This is a genomic window from Agromyces ramosus (genome assembly GCF_030817175.1).
Taxonomy (GTDB): Bacteria; Actinomycetota; Actinomycetes; order Actinomycetales; family Microbacteriaceae; genus Agromyces; species Agromyces ramosus_A.
Window position 1 is genome coordinate 1168738 of the sequence record NZ_JAUSYY010000001.1, and the last position, 20787, is coordinate 1189524.

16 protein-coding genes and 1 pseudogene are annotated in these 20787 nt (G+C 69.4%); 2 read left to right on the top strand and 15 right to left on the bottom strand.

Features of this window, described 5'->3' with window-relative positions; genetic code table 11:
- Positions 1 to 5 precede the first annotated feature (5 nt).
- Positions 6 to 1286 carry a hypothetical protein gene (locus QFZ26_RS05475; RefSeq protein WP_307040002.1) on the bottom strand — a complete coding sequence of 427 codons (1281 nt, stop codon included), beginning with the start codon at positions 1284 to 1286 and terminating at the stop codon, positions 6 to 8.
- A gap of 100 nt (positions 1287 to 1386) precedes the next feature.
- Between QFZ26_RS05475 and QFZ26_RS05480 the strand changes: the two genes are divergently transcribed.
- Entirely contained in the window at positions 1387 to 1875 is a 489-nt protein-coding gene (locus tag QFZ26_RS05480; protein ID WP_307040004.1) for a nuclear transport factor 2 family protein, read from the top strand.
- Positions 1876 to 1913: 38 nt separating this feature from the next.
- On the opposite strand, the gene QFZ26_RS05485 is transcribed toward QFZ26_RS05480, so the two are convergent.
- Positions 1914 to 3650, bottom strand: coding sequence for a hypothetical protein (locus QFZ26_RS05485; protein ID WP_307040006.1), 1737 nt, complete (start codon positions 3648 to 3650; stop codon positions 1914 to 1916).
- A 553-nt stretch (positions 3651 to 4203) separates the two neighbouring features.
- Here QFZ26_RS05485 and QFZ26_RS05490 point away from each other — a divergent pair.
- On the top strand, positions 4204 to 5649 hold the full coding sequence (locus QFZ26_RS05490; protein ID WP_307040008.1) for a hypothetical protein: 1446 nt from the start codon (positions 4204 to 4206) through the stop codon (positions 5647 to 5649).
- A 26-nt stretch (positions 5650 to 5675) separates the two neighbouring features.
- Here the strand turns inward: QFZ26_RS05490 and QFZ26_RS05495 are convergent, their stop codons facing one another.
- From QFZ26_RS05495 to QFZ26_RS05555, 13 genes and pseudogenes are all read right to left on the bottom strand, one after another.
- On the bottom strand, positions 5676 to 7028 hold the full coding sequence (locus QFZ26_RS05495) for a hypothetical protein (RefSeq protein ID WP_307040010.1): 1353 nt from the start codon (positions 7026 to 7028) through the stop codon (positions 5676 to 5678).
- A gap of 75 nt (positions 7029 to 7103) precedes the next feature.
- Complete coding sequence (locus QFZ26_RS05500; protein ID WP_307040012.1) at positions 7104 to 8078, bottom strand: carbohydrate kinase family protein; 975 nt, start codon at positions 8076 to 8078, stop codon at positions 7104 to 7106.
- Positions 8071 to 9069, bottom strand: a complete 999-nt coding sequence (locus QFZ26_RS05505; protein ID WP_307040013.1) for a glycosyl hydrolase family 32 — start codon at positions 9067 to 9069, stop codon at positions 8071 to 8073. Before QFZ26_RS05505 ends, QFZ26_RS05500 begins: the two co-directional genes overlap by 8 nt.
- Before the next feature lie 51 nt (positions 9070 to 9120).
- Entirely contained in the window at positions 9121 to 10173 is a 1053-nt protein-coding gene (locus tag QFZ26_RS05510; RefSeq protein WP_307040015.1) for a LacI family DNA-binding transcriptional regulator, read from the bottom strand.
- 79 nt (positions 10174 to 10252) lie between these two features.
- Positions 10253 to 11596: a NosD domain-containing protein gene (locus QFZ26_RS05515; protein WP_307040017.1), complete on the bottom strand. Its 1344-nt coding sequence runs from the start codon at positions 11594 to 11596 to the stop codon at positions 10253 to 10255.
- 82 nt (positions 11597 to 11678) lie between these two features.
- A complete protein-coding gene (locus QFZ26_RS05520) occupies positions 11679 to 12518 on the bottom strand; it encodes a carbohydrate ABC transporter permease (RefSeq protein WP_307040019.1) in 840 nt (279 codons plus the stop codon).
- Positions 12515 to 13399, bottom strand: a complete 885-nt coding sequence (locus QFZ26_RS05525; protein ID WP_307044937.1) for a carbohydrate ABC transporter permease — start codon at positions 13397 to 13399, stop codon at positions 12515 to 12517. Before QFZ26_RS05525 ends, QFZ26_RS05520 begins: the two co-directional genes overlap by 4 nt.
- Positions 13400 to 13523: 124 nt before the next feature.
- Complete coding sequence (locus tag QFZ26_RS05530) at positions 13524 to 14843, bottom strand: ABC transporter substrate-binding protein (RefSeq protein ID WP_307040021.1); 1320 nt, start codon at positions 14841 to 14843, stop codon at positions 13524 to 13526.
- 254 nt (positions 14844 to 15097) lie between these two features.
- The gene (locus QFZ26_RS05535; protein ID WP_307040022.1) at positions 15098 to 16294 is read right to left on the bottom strand and encodes a glycoside hydrolase family 2 TIM barrel-domain containing protein; all 1197 of its coding nucleotides are present in this window, start codon (positions 16292 to 16294) and stop codon (positions 15098 to 15100) included.
- Positions 16295 to 16361: 67 nt separating this feature from the next.
- A pseudogene (locus tag QFZ26_RS05540) lies at positions 16362 to 17219 on the bottom strand (sugar-binding domain-containing protein); the annotation flags it as partial.
- Between the two features lie 47 nt (positions 17220 to 17266).
- Positions 17267 to 18235 (bottom strand): carbohydrate ABC transporter permease, encoded by a 969-nt coding sequence (locus QFZ26_RS05545; RefSeq protein ID WP_307040023.1) that lies wholly within the window; start codon positions 18233 to 18235, stop codon positions 17267 to 17269.
- 3 nt (positions 18236 to 18238) lie between these two features.
- Positions 18239 to 19171 carry a carbohydrate ABC transporter permease gene (locus QFZ26_RS05550; RefSeq protein ID WP_307040024.1) on the bottom strand — a complete coding sequence of 311 codons (933 nt, stop codon included), beginning with the start codon at positions 19169 to 19171 and terminating at the stop codon, positions 18239 to 18241.
- Between the two features lie 67 nt (positions 19172 to 19238).
- On the bottom strand, positions 19239 to 20615 hold the full coding sequence (locus tag QFZ26_RS05555) for an ABC transporter substrate-binding protein (RefSeq protein WP_307040025.1): 1377 nt from the start codon (positions 20613 to 20615) through the stop codon (positions 19239 to 19241).
- Positions 20616 to 20787: the final 172 nt, after the last annotated feature.

Genomic DNA, 20787 nt, shown 5'->3' on the forward strand with positions numbered 1-20787 from the left:
GACGTTCACGAACGTGCTGTCGCGGCGGCAGCGTGCTCCCAATCACCAGGCCGCCGTTGAACGCCGCCCCGGGACGCATCGAGGTCGCGCCGCGCCTGGAGCAGGGACTCTTTCGCGAGGGACGCGACACGGTCGGCCAGCGCGATCACCCGCTCGCGGTCATCGTGGTCAGTGACTCTGCTCGTCGCCGCGGAGCTGCCGAGGTAGTGGCCGAGGTCGATCCGGATGCGCTCGGATTCGGCCAGGCGCGCCATGGCCTCGGCGCCGATCGAGCCCGGGTGGGCGGCGATGGTGTCGCGGGCGACGTCGAGCTGACGGTCTGCGGCCTCGATCGCCTGATGCACGTGGCGCACGGGCGGGATCGGACGCGTTGCGCGCTCGCGAACCGCCGCGACCGCGACATCCAGCGCCGCGTGCGCCGCGCCTAGTCGACGCAAGTGGGCGAATGGATCGGTGTTGACGCCCGCCGTCGGAAGGGCGGCGAGAGCCGCCTGCAACTCGGCGATCGCGTTCGCGACACCACGAGAGTGCGGCTCCTCGAGCGCGACGGCGAGATCCCGACGCGACTGCGCGACGAGCGCAGCCAGCATGGCCTCGGCTTGCAACGCCTCGACCTCGAAGGCCTCCACCCCATCGAGCAGCCCCTCTGCTCGGCGCACTGATTGAGCGGATGCCTCGACCGCGAGGTCGACCTGACCGCGCTGCCCGGCCGCACGCCGCCGCTCGGCCACGCCCAGGCTGTGCTCGGCGAACCCGAGCAGCTGCTCGACCCCCGCAGCGTCGGCCTCGACGTGGACGAGCGCCTCTCGTGCGTAGCGGGCCGAGAGCCGTTCGATGGTCTCGCGAGCGTGCGGCAGGCGAGCTCGCAGACGCTCGGCGTCGGCTCGCACGCCGGCGATGATCTCCGGTGCACGCCGCGCCAGGGCGATGCGGTCGGCGAGCGCGGAGGCCTGCTCGTCGAGGTCGTGAACGACCGATTCGCACAGTTCTACGATCTGCACGTAGCGAGCCCGCACCTCGTCGGCCGTGCCGGGGGTCGCGTCGTGATTGAGCCGGTTCAACCGGAACGCGTCGCCCAGGCGTCTGCGCGCCGCGACGAGCGCCGCGCTCGCCGTCGCCGTGGATTCCGAACCCAGCTCCGCCTCGGCGAAGCCGAGCTCGTCGGCGGTGTCGCGGATGCGCTCGTCGGCCGCGAGCAGGGCAACTCCAGCCCGCTTCGCCAGGTCGGCGTCGTGGACTTCCAGTTCGTGCGCACCCCGTCGGCGCCTGACCTTGAACCCGGCCATGCTCCGATCATAAGGACGCCGCTCGACCCCCGCTACGGACCGCCGGAAACCGCCACGTCGGAGGGTCGGACGTCACATCGCACCTGCTAGCGTGTGCCGCATGCCAGCACCGGTGCAGCACCTCGTCGAGTCGATGTTCGCGGGGGTCCAGGACCTCGATGTCGATGCCGCGACCGCGTCGATGCACGACGACGTCGTGCTCTACGACCCGCACTACCCGTATCCCGACATGGTCGGCATCGCCGCCGTGCGCGAGGGCCTCACGTGGGCGTTCACCCAGATGAAGAGCATGCGATTCGACATCGACCGGTGGTTCTTCGATGACGCCGGCGCCTCGGTCGTCGTCGAGACATCCACCCATCACGTGCTGCGGATGGGTGGCAAGCGGCTCGACTTCCCCCAGGTGTTCGTCATCGACACCGACGGTGAGCGCATCACCGGGATGCGCGCCTACGAGCCCTACGGTCCGCACGGCTCGACGGGCTTCGGGCTGAAGATCGGACACGCCGTGTACCGGCTCTCGCATCGACGACCGTCGAGCGCCCAACCGTCGCCCGGCCAGGCGTCGCCCGCCCAGCCGTCGCGCTGACGGCACATCCGCTCGGTAGCTCGCCACCGGCCAGTCGCTCAGAACGCGAGGTCGAGGTGGAAGTGGTTCACGAGCGGGCCGTGCCAGTTGATGTTGGTGATGTCGCCTGTGCGGTTGCGGCTCGTGTTGGCGACCTCGATGATGCGGCGCTGCCCGAGCCGTTCGTTCACCGCCCGCGCGACTGAGAAGTCGTCGTAGATCACCCGCCACTCGACGCCGACGGCTGACGCGGCCCGGTCGATTGCGAGCGCGAACGCGATCGCCTGAGCGGCGTCGAAGAACCCGTCGGCGCGGCGCTGCGGGATCGTCAGGTCGAGCGAGCGTCCGCGGCCGGCGAAGCTGCCGCCGCCGTGATCGCCGTAGTTGCTCGCCGTGAAGCGAGTGCCGTACGCGTCGATGAGCAACAGCACGAAGATGGCCGTCGTCGTCATGACCCCGAGGCTGCCGCGATTCCAGACCGGCCCCCAGGCGGGCCGGCTGTTGGCATCGAGCTCGTGCACGTCGACCCAGTCGCGCTCCTCGATGTCGATCGCCGCCGCGCGCACCGCGACATCGACCGCGGTCTGTCCACCGAACTTGCGGGTCTCAGCGGCGACGATCGCCTGCTCCTGCCCGGCCGCGTCGAGCGTCGCCTTCGGGTCGCGAGTGCGCCGCCGCAGCGCCGACTCGGCCGCGGAGATCGCTCGGGCGCGTTCGGCGTCGGTGAGCGATCGATTGCCTGCGGCGAGCCGCCCCCGAACGAGGGCGACGGCATCGACGTTCGGGAGCGCGCCGGGGGCGAAGCCGCGAAGATCGCGCACGCCGCGCTGGGTGGTCGTGACGAAGTCGAGGTGCTCGCGTCGCTCGGTCATCCAGCCCCAGGCGCCCTCGGTGAGGTGCGACACGATGCGGTCGACGAGGAACTGCCGGAACACGACGAGACCGGCCTCGACGTGCGCGTCGCGCTCAGCCGGTGTGAGGGCACGCCGCCTGCCGTTCTCGACGACCCTCTTGCGCCCGACCTCGCGCACGAGCCGCCGGCGCTCGGCGTTCAATTGGGCGAGTGCCCTCCCCTCGACGCCCGACCAGGGCACGCTGAAGCTGCTGCGTGCGAACCAGCCCTGCATCGTCTCATCGAAGTCGGTGACGAAGGAGGCCCGCGTCGCGGCGACGTCGATCGTCTGACCTTGGGCGGCACGTCGCGTGCGCCATCCGTCGACGAGGACGTCGGCGTACTGCGCGACCCCGGCCACCCCCCAGAACTCGACCGTCGTGTCGATGCCGTGCACGGGCGCGGTCTCGTCGGCCGGTGGTGCGGCGCCCGGCACGACGACGGGAGTGCCGCGCGTGACCTGGATGCTGGGCCGCGCGGGCGGATAGGCCACGTCGGTCGTGTCGACATCGAGCGGTGCCGCCGCCTGCGCCGGCTGCGGCACGCCCTGCGCGGGCTGTGGGCCGGTGGCCTGCGCCGGCTGCTGGGCCGGCTGCTGCGCCGGTGTCTGCGCGGGTTGCTGCGCCGGCTGCGCCTGCGCGTCGGCCGGGGCATCCGCGTCGACCCCCGCATCGACCGGCTGGCGCTGCAGGTGCACGATGCCGCCCGAGACGGCATCGGAGGCGACGAGGCCGGCGGCCGCGCGGTTGCCTGCCACCCGCTGCACGTCGGCGAGGGTCATCGGCGCGTGCTCGTGGGCCGGGTCACCAGCGACCGCGGGCACCGCCGCAACTGCCGGCCGGCTGTGCCCGATGCGCTGCCCGGCCTCGTCGGGCTCTTCGTCGCCGACCTTGCGATGCCGCATCCTCACGCCGTCGGGTCGACCATCGGCGACCCGTCAGCCCTCCTCGATACGACGCTAGCCGCGCACCGCGTCCCGAACGCGGCGTGTGCACGATCGGGCACGGAACTCTGCACGCATCCGCAGCCGACGGCGACGTGCCGCCGGCACCGTGCTACGAAGACGCCATCTTCACGAACCTGCGATAACCAGCCAGACGAGCGCGCAACACATCGAAGCCATCCCGCTGTCACCGGCGCGCCGAGACGTCCACACGGGCAGCTGGCATCCAGTATGCAGAGAGAAGGCGCCAGTGCTCGGGGGCACATAGGCCGAGCGCCGAGGGGGAAGGTGACCAAAGCTTGTCCGCTGTGCTCATTCTCGCAAGTCGGCACTTCTTGTCACGATGAAGGGTTTCGACACGAGCCGAAGTGAACCCGGAGCGCTCAGCCGACGGGCGCTGCTCGGCGGATTCGCGGGTATCGCCGGAGTCGGTGCCATCGGAGCAAGTCTTCTCCCGACCGCACCCGCCTTCGCCGGTGACGGCGAGATCTACAACCCATTCGCCCGATGGAAGGTGTCGTTCACCTGGCTTGACCACCTCAGCTACTCGCTGGGCGGGACCGACTATCCACTTGGCTATGGAACCGCATTGCCCGCACCTGCAGCGGGCACTCTTCGGACGAGCGGTGGATCGGGCGAATGGGCGGCGGGGTGGGTCGGGAGTGCCGGCCGTCGAGCCATCCTCACGCTCGACGTGCCCGTTTCACGACAGATCGCTGGCCAAACGGGAGAGGGCGCGGGAGATCTCGTCGCGATCGTCTTCCAACATCTCTCGGCGTTCTCGAGTGATGGGCATTACAGCACCGGTCAGACCATCGGCAAGTCAGGGGCGTCGGCGAACGGGGCCGACTACGGCGGCGACATCCACCTCCACATTCATGGCCTCACGGCGAAGGGTGCCCGAGTCGACTTCACGAAGTTCATCACTCCGGTGCCGATTGCACCTGTGGCGCTGATTCTCAGCAACGGGGTGATCGCGCTCTACCAAGTCCGTGGCGGGGCGCTGTACGGCACCAATCAGGTGTCACTGGGCGGGCCCTTCGCCGCCTGGTCGCAGATCGGTTCCGGCGCCGCCGCGATCGTAGGAACACCTTCAGTGATCCAGATACCGAGTGGGCAGCTCGCCGCCTACGCGCTGCAGGGCGGCACGGTGGTGGGCGCCGGCCAGTCCGTACCCGGCGCCGGATTCGGCGCTTGGGGGCCGATGGGGGTCGGTGGCACCGGCATCGTCGGGAGACCCGCCGTCGTCGTCTCGGCAAGCGGCCGCATCACGATCTTCGCCGCGTTGGACAACGGAAATCTCGGCATCACCACCCAGGTCGCCCCGCTCTCCTCGTTCAACGCATGGTCGCCTGTGGGGACCGGCACCCTCGGAGCAGTGGGAAAGCCGGCGATCCTGAAGCATCCCGACGGCCTGTTGCAGGTCTTCACGCGAACCAGAGACGGCGTGATGAAGACGACCAGGCAGACTGCCGTCGATGGCCCGTTCGGAGCATGGTCGGTCGTTGGTACCGGTGCCGCGTTGGAGGGCGATCCCTCCGTGGTCCTTTCGTCCACCGGCATCGCGACCGTGGTATCCGGAACCTCCGACAACAACGTGGCGTTCGCAACCCAGACGGCAGTCGGGGCCGCATTCGGCGGGTGGGCCACCGTGGGCGAGAAGCGCGGCGATCTCGTCGGATCGCCCGCCGTTCTCATCACTCCCAACGACCTCGTGGTGGTCTACAGCCGCACGCTGGGAGCACTCACCATCGGTACCAACCAGGCGATCCCGGGCGGTGGCTTCGCGTCGTGGCTGACCATCGGAACCGGCGGGGCCGGTGCCCTCTCCGATCCTGCTGCGGTGAGAACCCCCTCGGGACTCATTGCGGTGTACATGGCCAGCGCACGGAATGCGATCTCCGGCGTGGGGCAGTCCACGCCCGGTGGCAACTTCGGCCGGTGGGGCGTCATGGGCTGACCGTCCGGCTCGGGGCGGTGACCGTTTCAGTCGAAGATGCCGTCGAGGACACTGCCGATGACCAGGCCCCCGAGGATTCCGCCCATCATGTCGCCCCCGCCGCCGCGTCGGCCGCCGCCCCAACCCGGGCCCGGACCGCCCCACTGACCAGGATCCTGCGGTCGCGACGCGTCGATATCGCGTTGCGCGAGCTGCAGCGCCTCGGCCGCGAGATACGCGACACGACGGGCCATCACCATCGCCTCTTCCCGGTGTTCCTCATCGATGACGGCAACGGCCGCCGCGGGCGTGCCGAGCGTGCGGTCGAGATCGATCCGGATGCGCTCGGACTCGGCGAGCCGGGTGCGAGCGTCGGCGCCGATCCAGCCGCGGTGGCCGGCGATCACGTCGCGAGCGACCGCGAGCTGCCGGTCGGCGTCGTCGATGGCGTGGTGCACATGCTCCAGCGGTGGAATCGGACGCGCTGCGCGCTCGCGGGCCGCCGCGATCGCGGCATCGAGCCCGGCATTCGCCTCGCGCAGGTGATTCAGCTGGGCGAACGGGTCGGTGTTGACGCCGGCCGGCGGCAGGGCGGCGAGCGCAGCCTGCAGCTTGACGATCGCTTCCGTGACACCGACGGTCTGGGGTTCCTTGCGCGCGACGACGAGGTCACCGCGGGAGTCCTCGACGATGGCCCCCAGAGTGGCCTCGGCGCGCAGCGCCTCCACCTCGAACGTCTCGACCGCGTCGAGGAGCGTCGCCGCCCGACGCACCGATTCCGTCGACGCCTCGAGCGCGAGGTTGGCCTGCTCGCGCTGCCCGGCATCGCGGCGTCGCTCGGCGACGGCGGCACTGTGCTCGGCGAATCCGAGCAGCTGCTCGGCCTGGCCCGGGTTGGACTCCACCTGGGCGAGAGCCTCGGGCGCATAGCGCGCGGCGAGCCGATCGACGGTGTCGCGGGCATGCGGAATGCGGTCACGGAGGCGTGCGGCATCCGCTCGAACGCCGGCGATGATCTCGGGAGCCCGGCGCGCACGCGCGATCTTCTCGGCGAGGGCGGAGGTGTGATCGTCGAGCACGTCTTCGGCCCAATCGCACAGCTGCACGATGCGTGCGTTGCGGGAGCGCAGCTCTTCAGCGGTGTCGGGAACCTCGTCGAAATTCAGCTGGTTCAACCGGAACGCCTCGCCCAAGTGCTGCCGCACCGCGGCGAGCGCCACGCTCAGCTCGGTGGTCGCGTCGTGCCCGAGCTCAGCCTCGGCGAAGGCGAGCTCGTCGGCGGTGACGCGGATGCGCTCGTCGGCGGCGACCAGAGCCGTACCGGCCCGCTTCGCCAGGTCGGCATCCTGGGCTTGGAGCTCGTCGACTTCGCGTTTGCGCTTGCCCCAGAATCCGGCCATGCCTTCGATCCTATGGCCGCCGCTGGGAGGCTGCTGAGGGGCGCGGATGACGCGCGGCCACGGCGATTCGGTCACCTACCAGACGACGGTACCGATCGACCCCGTGGTGCAGCGCTCGATCGCCGCGGTACGGCGCAGCAGCGCGATGTCGGCGTCAGACGGAAGATCGGCGCCGACGCGGCCGACCGTGACGGCAGCAGCCGCGGCAGCGAAGGTGCCGATGCGTTCGAGGTCGGCCTCGTCGACCGCATCGACCGGGGTATCCGAACGCAGGAGCCCGGCGAGCAGCGCCGCCATGAAACTGTCACCCGCACCGACCGTGTCGCGCACGTCGACGGGCAACGACTCGACGACGACTCGGTTCATCGGAGTCGCGATCACTGCACCCTCACGACCCCGGGTCAGTGCGGCCATGCTGACGCCGGCACCCAGGAGGCGGTCGAGCACCGACTCAGGCGCCTCGCCGGGATACAGCCACGCCGCATCCTCGTCGCTGAGCTTCACCACGTCGGCGAGCTCGACGTATCGGTCGAACGCGAGGCGCGCGTCGGCACGATCCCCGATGATCGCCGGACGCACGTTCGGGTCGATCGAGACCAGGACGCCGGCGGGCCGGGTGCTCAGCGCAGCGGTGACGTGCGCGGCGCCGGGTTGCAGGAAGAGGGCGATCGAGCCGGCATGCACCACCCGCGCGGACCCGGTCGCGATCGGCTCGGTCACCCGCCACTCGACGTCGAAGGCGTAGCGGGCGGCGCCGTGGCTGTCGAGTTCGGCGAGCGCCGTCGAGGTGCGCGGCAGGCTGATCGAGGCGGGGTCGACCAGGACTCCGGATGCCTCGAGTCGATCGAGGACCACCCGGCCGTCGTCATCCGCGGCGAGCGCCGTGCGCACCCGGGTACGCACACCGAGCCGCGCCAGGCCGAGCGCGACATTCACCGGCGACCCACCCGGAGAACGCGTGATCTCGCCTCGCGAGCTCACCAGGTCCATCACCGCCTCGCCGATGACGAGCACCTCTTCGCCGGCTGACGGCGGCGCGTGCTCAGCCATGGGCGGTCGCGCCGAGTGCCGAGAGCTCGGGCGTCAACCCTGCGACATCCGCCGGGATCGTCAGACGCCCATCGAGCCACGAGACGGGCACGGGATCGGTGATCTCGCCGATCCACTCGCCCCCGAGCGTCGTGTTGCGGAACGCGAGCAGCTGCCACGCCCCCGCGCGGTCGCGCACGAGCCGCCCGACGTAGAGTGTTTCGTCGGCGACGCGGTAGGCCCGGGCGATGTCGTACGGACCGGCCGGGTCGTCGACGTTCACGGCCCAGATGCCGCCGCGCTCGCCGGCGGCCTTGCGCTCGCTCGAGAGCTCGGACCCCAGGCACGAGAACAGCAGCACCCAACGCCCGTCGACCTGCTCGAGCTGCAGCACCTCCAGCTGCCCGAAGCCCGACCCGACCACCGAGCGCGGCGGCTCGACCCGCCACGTCTCGAGATCGGCCGACCACGCGGTGCCGACGACGCCCCGCGACGACGGGTCGCCGAGATTGGCGCGGGCGGTCAGGAGCATCCGCCACCCCTCTCCCGAAGGGTCGCGGAACACCCACGGGTCGCGCCACGCCTCGTCGGGCCAGGCACCATCGGCGAGCCGTTCGTACCATCGCGAGTCGGGGGCGACGAGCGCACGACCCGTCGTCGACCAGTTCACGAGATCAGCGGATGCCGCGGAGCCGACCCGCTGCACCAGTCCGCCGTGCCCGCGGTCGACGCCCGTGTAGAACATGCGCCACGTGCCGTCGTCGGCGCGCACCACGGAACCCGTCCACGTGGCGAGGTCGTCGAACGCCGGGGCATCCGAGGGAACGATCGCGTCGGCGACCTCGGTCCACTCGATGAGGTCGGTGGAGACGGCGTGGCCGATGGTTGCACGCCAGTGCCGGCGGTCGGGATCGTGCAGCGCACGTGAGGCCTTGAGGAAGAAGAGGTGGAACTGATCGCCGTCGTCGGCGAACCAGAAGTCCCACACCCAGGATGCGGCGAGTCGAAGCATTTGGCCTTCGTTCAGATCGGTGAAGCAGGTGGTCGGATGGTGGCGGCTGAGTCAGCGCGAAGGGTCTGCGACCGACGCCCGTTCCACGATCGGACAGTCGAGCAGGATGGGGTGGGCGCCGAGCAGCCGGTGCTCGTCATGACCGTCGATGAGCGAGGCGAGCGTCTCGACGGCCCACGCGCCCATCTCGTAGTGGGGCAGCGCCACGGTGGTGAGCGGCGGGTACAGGCTCGAGGCGATCGGGTCCTGGTCGTCGAAGCCCACGATCGACACGTCGGCAGGGATCACCAGGCCGAGCTCCGCCACGGCCCGGTAGGCGCCCATCGCCATGCGGTCGTTGTAGCAGAACACCGCGGTGGGGCGCGTCGCCGGGTCGGCTCCGTGGTCGAGCAGGCGCATGGTGGCCTCGTAGCCGCCGATCGCCTCCGACTCGGCCTCCGCGACGAACCGGTCGGGGTCGAGGCCGGCCGCCATCATGCCGTCGCGGTAGCCCTGCAGACGACCGCGGGTCGCGGGCACGTCGACCGAGCTCGCCGCGAACGCGATGCGCCGGTGCCCGCGGCGAACGAGCAGGTCGACGACGGATGCCGCGCCGGCCCGCTCGTCGGGCAGCACCGACGGGATCTCACCGTCGCGGTCGCGCGCGCCGATCAGCACCGCCGGAACCGCGTGCAGTTCGTCGGGCGGCACGACCTCGTCGTGGTAGACGGTGGCATAGATGATGCCGTCGGCCTGCCGGTCGATGAACGCCTGGATCTGCGAGGACTCGACGTCGACGCTCGTGCTGAGCCGGGAGTTGATGATCGCGAGGGTGAGGTTGTTGCGGCTCGCCTCCTCCTGCGCTCCCAGGATGATGCGACCGGCGTGCGGGGTGGTGGCGATCTCCTCGGTGAGCAGTCCCACCATCCCCGACGCCTGCGTGCGAAGGCCGCGCGCGAGCCGGTTGGGCTGGTAGCCGAGCTCGGCCGCGGACTCGCGCACACGCGCCTTCGTCTCGTCGCTCGTGCGGGTGTGCGGGGTGTCGTTGAGCACGTGCGAGACGGTCGTCACCGAGACGCCTGCCGCCGCCGCGACGTCGCGTATGCCGACCTGTTTGTGAGGCATCCGTCTCCCTGTTCTCATCTCACCGTCTCACCTTCGTGCCACTCCGTACCCGACCCTGCGCCCGGCGCGTCGCCATTGCCTAGCCGGAGGCGATCGCAGGCGTGGCCCTGAACGCGTTCGCAGCCCGGTCGACGACGACTTGGGCGTCGGTTCCGGAATCCAGGATCGTGTTCCGCGCTGAATCGGGGTCGACCCGGACGGCCGTGACGGCGAGGCTGTCCGAAGCCTCGGTCGTCAGCAAGGCGTCCACCTGGGCTGAGAAGCAGGAGTCGCTCGACGTGGCATGCACGTCCATCGCGACGACGTGGTTGCTGGAGACGTAGTTGCCGCTTCCCGCCACGAGTCGGATGATGACGGGGCTCGCGCCGGTCGGACGTATGGTCTCCGCGTCGACCACCTCGGAGAAGTGGTTGCCGATCACGGAATTGTTGCTGCCGTCGACGCGGAGGAGTCCGGCGAGGTCGTCCAGTCCATTCCCGACGCCCAGGAACGGGGTCCACGGCTCTTGGTCGCGCAGGAAGTGGTTCGTGGCCACGAGGTTCTCCGAGCTGTTCGCCGCGAGGACCACCATGCCCGGATAGAACGAGTGCAGACGGTTGCCCGTGATACTCGAACGTGTGACGCCGTCGAGATGGACGCTGCTCGCGCCACGGGGGAAGACGTTGTTGGCGGTGATCAGCAGCCCGCCGTGGTTCTCGGCATAGATCGAGTGTCCCCTGAAGCCGGCTCCGATCAGGTTGTCGGTGATCTTCGACGCCTGTCCCCACCCACGCAGCTCGATGCAACTCCCGCATTCGGCGATGAAGTTGTCGTGGACGGAGAGCGCGTCGGCGTTGTAGATCGTCAGAGCGTGCTCGAGGTACACGAACCCCATGCCGGTGATGCGGAACGAGTCGTTGGCGCTGCCGACGTAGATGCCCGTCTTGCCGTTGACGTAGGTGTTCTCCGGGTGGCGCTCCGAGCCGTCTCCGTCGAAGTGCATCCCGTCGATGCAGAAGTTCGCGAATTCGACCGAGCTGATCCGGGGGCTTCCGCTTCGCTCGATTGAGAAGGCGGCGCCCTTGGACTCGTCCACCTCTCCCGCGATGGGAAGGTCCACGACAATACGGCTGCCCCCGGGCCACAGCTCGTGCAGATCGGGCCACTCGTCTTCAGGGACGTTGAACCGGATGCTCGACGAGGTGAAGCCATGTCCCGAGCCCTCGATCCTGAGGAAGCTGACGTCGATCACCACCTGCGTACGAAGGTGGTAGTCGCCTGGCGGTACGTAGATCACCGCGCCGGGCTTGCCACCGTGGTGCTCATCGGTGGCCGTCTGTCGCGCCTTGATGTCGGCGATGATGCTGTTGATGACCTCGCCGATGTCCTCGGCCGCATCGCCGACCGGCCACGTCGTCACGTCGTAGCAGTTGACGCTTGGCATGGCTTGATCGCCCTTCGTGTCGTGATTTCTTCGGTCTTGACCGCGCATGTGCGACCTACTCGCGCCATTCATGTGCCGTCGCTCAGCCCTTGACGGCGCCGAGGGTGAGCCCGGCGACGATGTGCCGCTGGAGGAGGAGGGTGAGGAGGATGACGGGCACGGAGTAGACGGCGGCGAGCGCCGTCATCCCCGCCCAGTCGAGGCCGAACTGGGTCTGGAAGTTCGCGATGACGATCGGCGTCGTCTGCGCCCGCACGCTCGTGAGCAGGAGGGCGAAGAGGAACTCGTTCCACGATGCGAGGAACGCGAAGATCGCCGTGACGGCCAGGCCTCCCGTGACGACGGGCAGCACGACCCGCCACAGGGCCTGCAGCCTGGAGCATCCGTCGACCTTCGCCGCTTCGTCGAGCTCGTCGGGCACCGCTTCGAAGAAGCTCGCCATGAGCCAGATCGAGAGCGGCAGCGAGATCGTCGTATGCGCCAGCGCGAGGCCGAACGAGGTGTCGGTGAGGCCGAGGTTCCGCATCACCTCGATGAGCGGCGCGCCGACCGCGATCGTCGGCACCATTCGTGTCACGAGGGCGGCGACGATGAACACCCGACCGCTCGGGGTTCGGAATCGCGTGATGGCGTACGCCGCCGGCACCGCCAGCACGAGCGACAGCACGGTCGAGATCACGGCGGTGACGACGCTGTTCACGAGCGCCGCCGGCACGCCGGCCCGACTGAGCGCCGACACGTAGTTCTCGAGGGTCCACACCTCGGGGAACACCGACGGCGGCACGGCGATCGCGTCGAGCGGTGTCTTGAACGACGTGAGCAGCAGGTAGAGGAACGGGAATCCGTACAGTACGAGCGCGAACGCGAGCAGCACCCAGAGGATGAGCCGGCTCGTGCGGCCGCGGGTTTCGAGGGGGTTCATCGGGCATTGCCTCCCGGTCGCCAGATCAGTGCGATGGCAGCGATCGAGACGGCGAGCATCGCGAGGAGGTACACGGTGCCCATCGCACTCGCGAGGCCCGGGTCGCCGAACCGCGTCATCGTGCGGTAGATGAGCAGGCTGAGCGTCGTCGTGCTGCCCTGCGGACCGCCGTCGGTCTGGATGAGGATGATGTCGAACGCGCGTGCCGCGTCGATGCCGCGGACGATCAGCGCCACGGCGATGACGGGTCGCAGCAGCGGGATGATGATGCTGAACAACAGTCGCCAGAAGTTCGCGCCGTCGATGCGCGCGGCCTCGACGACGTCACCCGGGACGTTCTGGAGTCCCGCGAAGAGCACGAGCGTGATGAACGAGGTCGTCAGCCAGATGTCGGGGATCGCGACCGACAAGAGCGCGATGCTCGGATCGCTCAGCCACTGGATCTGGTCGGGGCTCGCGATCACGCCCCATTCGAAGAGCAGCTGATTCACGATGCCGAAGTTGTCGATCAGCAGGAATCGCCACAGGAGGCCGGCGACGACCGGCGCGATCATGAGCGGGTACATGAAGAGCGTGCGGAAGCCGTTCGAGCGACGGCCGAGCGCCGTGAAGAGCAGCGCCACGGCCAGACCGAGCACGAACTCCGCGGTGACGACGATGGCGGTGTAGAGGATGGTGCGAACGGAAGCGCCCTGGAACGCCTCCGAGGCGAACGCCGCCGCGTAGTTGTCGAAGCCGACGAACTCGCGGGGGCCGCCCGCGATGGGCGAGATCTCGAAGAAGCTGTCGGCGACGAACTTCACGAGCGGCCAGGCGACGAACACGGCCAGGAAGATCGCGGCCGGGAGCATGAGCATGAGCGCGAAGCGGCGGTCGCTCATGCTGCGGCGGGGCGGGCGCAGCCGATGCGGCGGGCGCAGCCGATGCGGCGGGGTGCCGCCACCGGCCGGGGCGACGGTCGTCGCCGCCCCGGCGGGTGCAGTGCTGGTGGAGGTGGGCATCGGTCTACTCGACGATCGCCTCGATCTGCGCCTTCGCGTCGGCGAGGAGTGCGGCGTTGTCGGCCCCGGGCTCCACCGCCTTCTGCAGCAACGGCACGAGCACGGAGTCGACGATCTCCTGCCACTGCGGCGTCGCCGGCCGGGCGAGCGTCTGCGGGGCGTTGAGCGTTTCGAGCAGCGCCTCGTAGTGCTCATTGCCCTCCCCGACCTTCGACTCGAACGCCGAGACGCGGGCCGCGAGGCCGAGCGACGTGTCGAGCGAGAGCTCGTTGTGCTCGTACGCGAAGCTGATGAATTCCTTCGCCTCGTCCTGCTTGTCGGATGCCGCGGGCACCGACAGGTACCAGGCGCCGGGCACGCCGGCGACGCCACCGGGTCCGGCGATCATGGGCGCGGCGCCGATCGAGTCCTTCACGACCGAGTCCTCGGGCGTGGAGGCGTAGGCGTGGCCCCAGAACCGCATCATCGCGAGCTGCCCCTGGTAGAAGAGGTTCTGCGAGCCGCCCCAGTCGATCTGCGCGGCGCCCGAGGGCGCGTAGGGGAGGAGGCTCGTGTAGAAGTCGAGCGCCGCGAGGTGCTCGGCGTCGTCGATCGTGACCTCGCCGCTCCCGGCGTCGAGCACCATGTGCTCCTCGCCGGCCTGCGAGACCGTCGCGAGCCATTCGGTCTCGACCGCGCCCTTCACATCGGTGCCGTAGAGGTCGGTCTGGCCGTCGCCGTCGGTGTCGCGCGTGAAGAACTCCGCGACATCCGTGTACTCCTCCCAGGTGGCCGGCGGAGCGAGCTCGTAACCGTACTTCGCTTCGAAGTCGGCCTGCTCCTGCGGGTCCTCGAAGAGATCGGTGCGGTAGAAGAGGATCTCGGAGTTCGTCCAGACCGGCATGCCGACGAACGTGCCGTCGACCTGCGCCTCGCTGACCAGCCCCGGGAACAGGTCGCCTTCCACCTCGTCGGTGAAGAGGTCGTCGAGGGGGACGACGCCGTCGGCGAACGCGCTCAGCCAGATCGCGTCGAGTGCGGCGATGTCGAACGACACCTGCCCCGACGAGAGCTCTGAGGAGATGCGGTCGTAGAGGCCCGCGTACGGCAGTTCGACGAGCGTCACGGTGGTGCCGGTCTCCTCCTTGTAGGCGTCGGCGACCGGCTGGAGTTCGGCGAGCCCGCCGCCTTCGACGAGCACGGTCAGTTCGTCGGATCCGGCGCTCGCCTCGCCGCCGCCGACGCCGCAGCCCGACAAGGCCAGCGCGGATGCCCCGAGGGCGGCGATCGTCATGGTGAGGCGGGTGCGCGTGGCGAACGCCGTCTTGCGTGTGCGAAGCTCCATTACTTCGACTCCATTCGTGTGTGGTGTCAGGGTGCGTGAGGGGGTGGCGAAACGTTTTGCCAAAACGATTCGGCATGAGCCTATGTCGCCACTGACAACGTGGTCAATAGCTCTCGAATGCCAAAATGCCGAGTCGCGATTTTGGCAGGCGCGGCGCCTGGCAGCACCACGGCAGCCACTCGACACTGCATGCGTCGCGACCTCCGAAGTGGCGCGCGCCACGTTGGCTGGAGGCGCGCGCCACGTCGGTGACGCTAGGCGCTGCGGGCGCCGCGTCGGTTCGGGGGCTCGATCGGTGCGGCATCGACGAAGGTGCGAGCGAGCACCTCGCCGCCGTCGCCCACGAGCTGGAGGTGGAGCCGTGCGGGTCGGCCACCCGGAGCCGGCGGGATGCGGAGCACCGCGGCATCCGTCACCTCGAAGGGCCGCGCCTCGGGGGCGGGCACCTCAGCGGCGACGGCCACAGCACCAGCCACCGGGGTCCCAGCCGCCGCCCACGTCGCGACCACACGCCCGCGCACCGGCGCCCGCCCGTGGTGCGACACCCGCACGCCGAGGTCGAACGGCGAGGTCGGCACCTCGATGTCAGCGCCCGCGTGCTTCGGCACGAGGTCGACGATGAGCACGGTGTCGGCGTTCGCGGATGCGGGATCGAGGCCGCCCCAGTCCTTCGGCCGGCGGTCGGTCGTGAGGAGCCCCGCCATCTCGTGCTCCACGTCGGCGAGCTCGGTGTAGACGTACCCGGCGAAGCGATCGTGCCGGCGCAGCTCCTGCGTCTGCCAGCGCACGTGCCAGGCACGCTCGAGGCTCGTGAAGCCGGCGCCGTACTCGCTGTTCACGATCGGCCGCCCCTCGACCGAGAACGACGGCGACCCGGCGAGCGCCTTGTCGACCACGAAGTCGGGGCCGAGCTTCACCGGCCAGTCGCCACGCCTGCCCGACGCCAGGTCGGCGACGTTCGCCGCCCATGCGGCCGGATCCTCGTCGTAGTAGTGCCAGTCCACGAGATCGGTGCGCACGTGCGACCAGCCCGAGTTCTCGACGATCGGGCGCGAGTCGTCGAGCGTGCGCAGCGCGTCGTACGCCTGCACTGCGGCATCCGCACGCTCGTCGCTGCCCGGGATGTCCCAGTCGAGACCCCACTCCTCGTTGTACAGGCCCCAGATCACGATCGACGGATGGTTCCCATCACGCTCGACCATCGGCGCGAGCTGCGCTTCGAACCCGGCGGCTGCCTCGGCGCTGAAACGGCTCGGGCACGGCGGCTCCGCCCACACGAGCAGGCCCATGCGGTCGGCCTGATGGAGCCAGCGCGGCTCCTCGAACTTGAGGTGCTTGCGCACGAGCGTGAAGCCGAGATCCCGTGCGAGGTCGAGATCGGCGAGGAGCGCGGCATCCGTCGGCGCGGTGAGTCCGGTTGTCGGGCCAGTAGCCCTGGTCGAGCACGCCACGGAAGTACATGCGCTCGCCGTTCAGCAGCACGTGCTCGCCGCGGGTCTCGATCGAGCGGAGCCCGGTCGTCACGACGACCCGGTCGGCGGCAGCGGATGCCCCGTCGCCGGTCGTGAACTCGACGGCATAGAGGTGCGGGTCGGCGGGCGACCAGAGCCGCGGATGCCGCAGCGGCAGCTCTCCGCGCACCGAGCCGTCCGCCTCGGCGACGAGCTCGATCGACTCCCCCGTGTCGGAGCCCTCGACGACCCGGGCGACCACGCGAGCGCCGGCCGGCGAGTCGCCCACGAGTCGCCCGGTGATGGCGATCGACGAGAGCGAGTCACCGCGCAGCGCGACCGATTCGAGGTAGGTGCGGCCGCGAGCCTCGAGCCACACGCTCTGCCAGATGCCCGAGGACGGGGTGAACGAGACGCCGTCGTAGTCGTCACGCGGGATGGAGCGCTGCTTGCCGTGCGGGATCGCCCGCTTGTCGGCCGGCGCCTCGACCTCGACCCGGAGCTCGACGGTCGAACCCGCGGGTGCGGCATCCGTGACATCGAACTCGAACGAGGTCGTGCCGCCGACGTGCTCGCCGACGACGACGCCGCCGATGCTCACGACGGCACGGTGGTGCACCGCGCCGAAGCACAGCACGACCCGAGCATCGGCCCACTCGACCGGCACGGACACGTCACGCCGGTACGTCGCCTGCTCGAGCCACGTGCGGGCGATGCCCGACGCGGCCGTCTCCCACGCGAACGGCACGGTGATCTCGGCGTCGCCGTCGATCGAGCTGAACCGCCACGGCCCGTTGAGTGTCATCCAGCGGTCGGAGCGATCACGATCGGGCCGCGGGTACTCGGGTTTCGGGACCGCGACGCCGGTCGCTGACGCATCGGGTGCGGCGGGCGCGAGCTCGGCACGGTCGAGGGTGTCGGTCATGGAGGTGGTGCCTTTCAGGAGTGGGAGGAGCGACGATGCGGGGGCGCCTAGCCCTTGACACTGCCGGCGAGGATTCCGTTGATGAAGTGCTTCTGCAGCACGATGAAGATGATGAGGAGCGGCACCAGCGCGACCGAGCTCGCGGCGAGCAGCTCGCCCGTGATGGTCGCGTAGTCGGCGCCGATCGTGTTGCCGCTGATGTTCTGGGCGAGTGTCGACAGCACCACCTGCAGGGTCTGCATGGTGTCGCTCGTCGTCACGACGACCGGCCACACGAAGTCGTTGTAGATGTTCATGACCGTGAGCACTGCGAGTCCTGCGAGCCCCGGCCGGATCACCGGAACGACGATGCGCCAGAAGATGCCGAACTCGCCGCATCCGTCGACGCGTGCCGCGTCGAGCAGCTCGTCGGGCACGGCGGAGATCACCTGCCGCATCCAGAAGATCGCGAAGGCGTCGATCGCCCCGGGCAGGATGAGCGCCTGGTACGTGTTCACCCACCCGAACTCCTTCATCTCCAGCAGCAGCGGGATGATGAGCACGATCGTCGGCAGCATCAGCGTCAGGAGCACCGTGCCGAACAGCACGTTCTTGCCCGGGAAGTCGTACTTCGCGAACGCATAGCCCGCGAGCGGCGCGAAGAACATGGTGATCGCGCCCTTCAGCACGAGCACGACCGCCGTGTTCAGGAAGCCGGATGCCAGGGGCACATCGCCGAACATGGCGACGAAGTTGTCGACGGTGAACTGCGAGGGGTCGAACCCGAGCGGGTCGCGGATGATCTCCACCGCCGGCTTGAACGCCGACACGACCGCCCACGCCACGGGCGCGAGGAACGCGATCGTGAGCAGCATGAGGAACACCTGCGATCCGACCTGCGACGACTCGCGGCGCGAGCGACGACGGCGAGCGGATGCCGCGGGCAGGTAGGTCTGGGAACCGCTCGCGGTGTCCCGCAACGCGGCGCCCGAGGCATCCGTCTCCTCGACCTGCGATCCGTGCATGGCAGTGGTCATCGATCAGTCCTTCGCTCGCAGGAGCCGCACGAACAGCAGCGACAACGCCATCACGAGGATGACGAGCAGGAACGAGTTCGCAGCTCCCGTGCCGAGGTCGGCGCGGGTGATGTGGTTGTAGAGGTAGAGGCCGGCGGTGGTCGTCGACGAGTACGGGCCGCCCTTCGTCACCACGTACGGCTCGGCGAACATCTGGAACACCGCGAGCGTCTGCAGCACGACGAGGAACATGAGCGTGCGCCGCACGAGCGGCACCGTGATGCTCCAGAGTTGGCGGCGTCGGCTCGCGCCGTCGAGCTCGGCCGCCTCGTAGAGCGACGCGTCGATCGACTGGAGTCCGGACAGCAGGATGATGATCGCGAACCCCGTGGTCTTCCAGAGGAAGAGCAGCGCGAGGGTCGGCTTCGCCCATTCGCTCGTGGTGAGCCAGCCGATGCCGGGCAGGCCGAGCGCCCCGAGGAGGTCGTTGACCGGGCCGTAGTTCTGGTCGAACACGACGATCCAGATCTGCGCGATCGCCACCAGCGGCGTCACGAACGGCACGATGAACGCGGTGCGGTAGAAGCCGCGCATCTTCAGCTTCGCGTTGTTCAGCAGCACGGCCGCGAGGAGCCCGATCACGAGTTGCGCGGGCACGATGAGCAGCCACATCACGGCCGAATTGCCGAGCGACGACCAGAACGCCTGGTTCGTGAGGAGGTAGGCGTAGTTGTCGAGGCCGACCCACGTCGCCGCCCCTGTGCCGCGCCAGTCGGTGAAGCTCAGGCGCAGCGTGAAGATCATCGGGTAGACGCTGAACAGGGCGAAGATCGCGATGAACGGCAGGATGAACACGTACGGCGCGAGTCGCCGGCGCAGCGCTGCCCAGGTCAGCCGTCGACGACGTGGCGCGCGCGTGGGCGGCACCCTCGTCTCGAGTACGGTGCTGGCGGTCATCGGTTCACTTTCGGTCGGGTGTCGAGCGGATGCCGCGGCCACGCGAGTCGCGGCATCCGCTCGGGGTTCACTGGCGGTCGACGAGGTTCGACTGGATGTCAGCGGTGGACTGCTCGATCACCTGCTGCGGGGTGAGGTCACCGTCGAGCATCCGCTGCACGTTGTTGCCGAGGTAGTCGACGGCACCGGCCCACCACGTGGGGATCGGTGCGCCGCCGGGGATCTCGGCACCGGCATCGACGGCGGTCTTCCAGAGGTCCTGCCCGCCGAGCGCGTCGACCGGGCCGAACAGCGGCTCGTCGGGGTTCGCGGCCGGCGTGTAGCTCGGGATGGACGTGTTGAGGCCGTTCGGGTACACGTCGTTGGGGCCGTAGACGGCGGAGTAGCCGGCCTCGTCGAAGACCAGGAACTCGTAGAACAACCAGGCGAGCTCGGGGTTCTCGGCATCCTTCGGGATCACGAAGCTCGATCCGCCCATGGCTCCGGAGCGAGCGCCGCCGTCTTCCCACGCGGGGAGCGGCATCGCGCGCCAGTCACCGGAGGTCTCGGGCAGCAGCTGCTGGGGCGCGAAGTCGAACCAGATCGCCCACGGGTAGAACACCTGCTTGGACGCTTCGAGCGTCTCGATGTCGGTCGGAGCCAGGTACTCGGCTCGCGTGCCGAGGCCCTCCTGCTGCACGGTGTCGAGGAACGTCAGGATCTGCTCGTACTCAGGAGAGTCGAGGCGCAGCTCGCCGTCGGCGTCGGCGAGGCTCGTGCCGAGCTGGCTCGCGTACATCTCGAGCTGGAGCTGGCCGAGGAAGGCGCTCTGCTCGAGGTGGATCGGACCGGCGTCGGGCACCGCCTGCTTGTACTGGCGAGCCGCGTCGAGCAGGTCGTCGTAGGTCTCGATCGACTCGGCATCGACGCCCGCCGCCTCGAGCGCGGTCGCGTTGTAGAAGAGCAGGCCCGGGTCGAGGTCCCACGGAACTCCGTAGGTTCCGCCATCGAGCGTGTTCACGTCGAGCTTCTGCTGCGCGATGTCGCCGGCGTACGGCTCGAGCACGCCGGACAGGTCCCACAGCGAGTCCGCGAACCCCGCCACCTTGGCGTCGTCGAGGAACACGCCGTCTGGGACATCCGTGCCCGTGATGAGGGTGTTCTGGAGCTTCGCGTCGATGTCGACGGCCTGGTGGTCGACCGTGATGTCGGGGTACTTCTCGTTGAAGTCCGCGATGACGCCCTCGAAGACCTCGAAGAGATCGCCTGAGCGGTCCCAGATCGTGATCGTGCCCTTCGGCGATTCGGCGGTCGGAGCCTGGAGCACGCTCGAGTCGGCAGTGCCCTCGCCGTCCGAGATCGACGGGCCGCAGGCGGTGAAGCCGATGGTGGCGAGCGCGGCCGCACCGAGGGCGGCGACTCGGCGGACGGCTCGGGGGCCGGTCCGCGGTTGGTGCTGGTGCATGACACTCCTTTGTGGTGTGAGATTCCGGTGCTCGTGGGCAGGTCGGGTTTCGTGCCGAGGAGCGGAGAACCGGATCTCCTCCGTTTGCCAACGTGTGCAAAACACTAACCCAAGTTTGCGCACGTTGCAAACGTTGTGGTGTGATGACTTCACCATGGCTGGCGTGGATGCT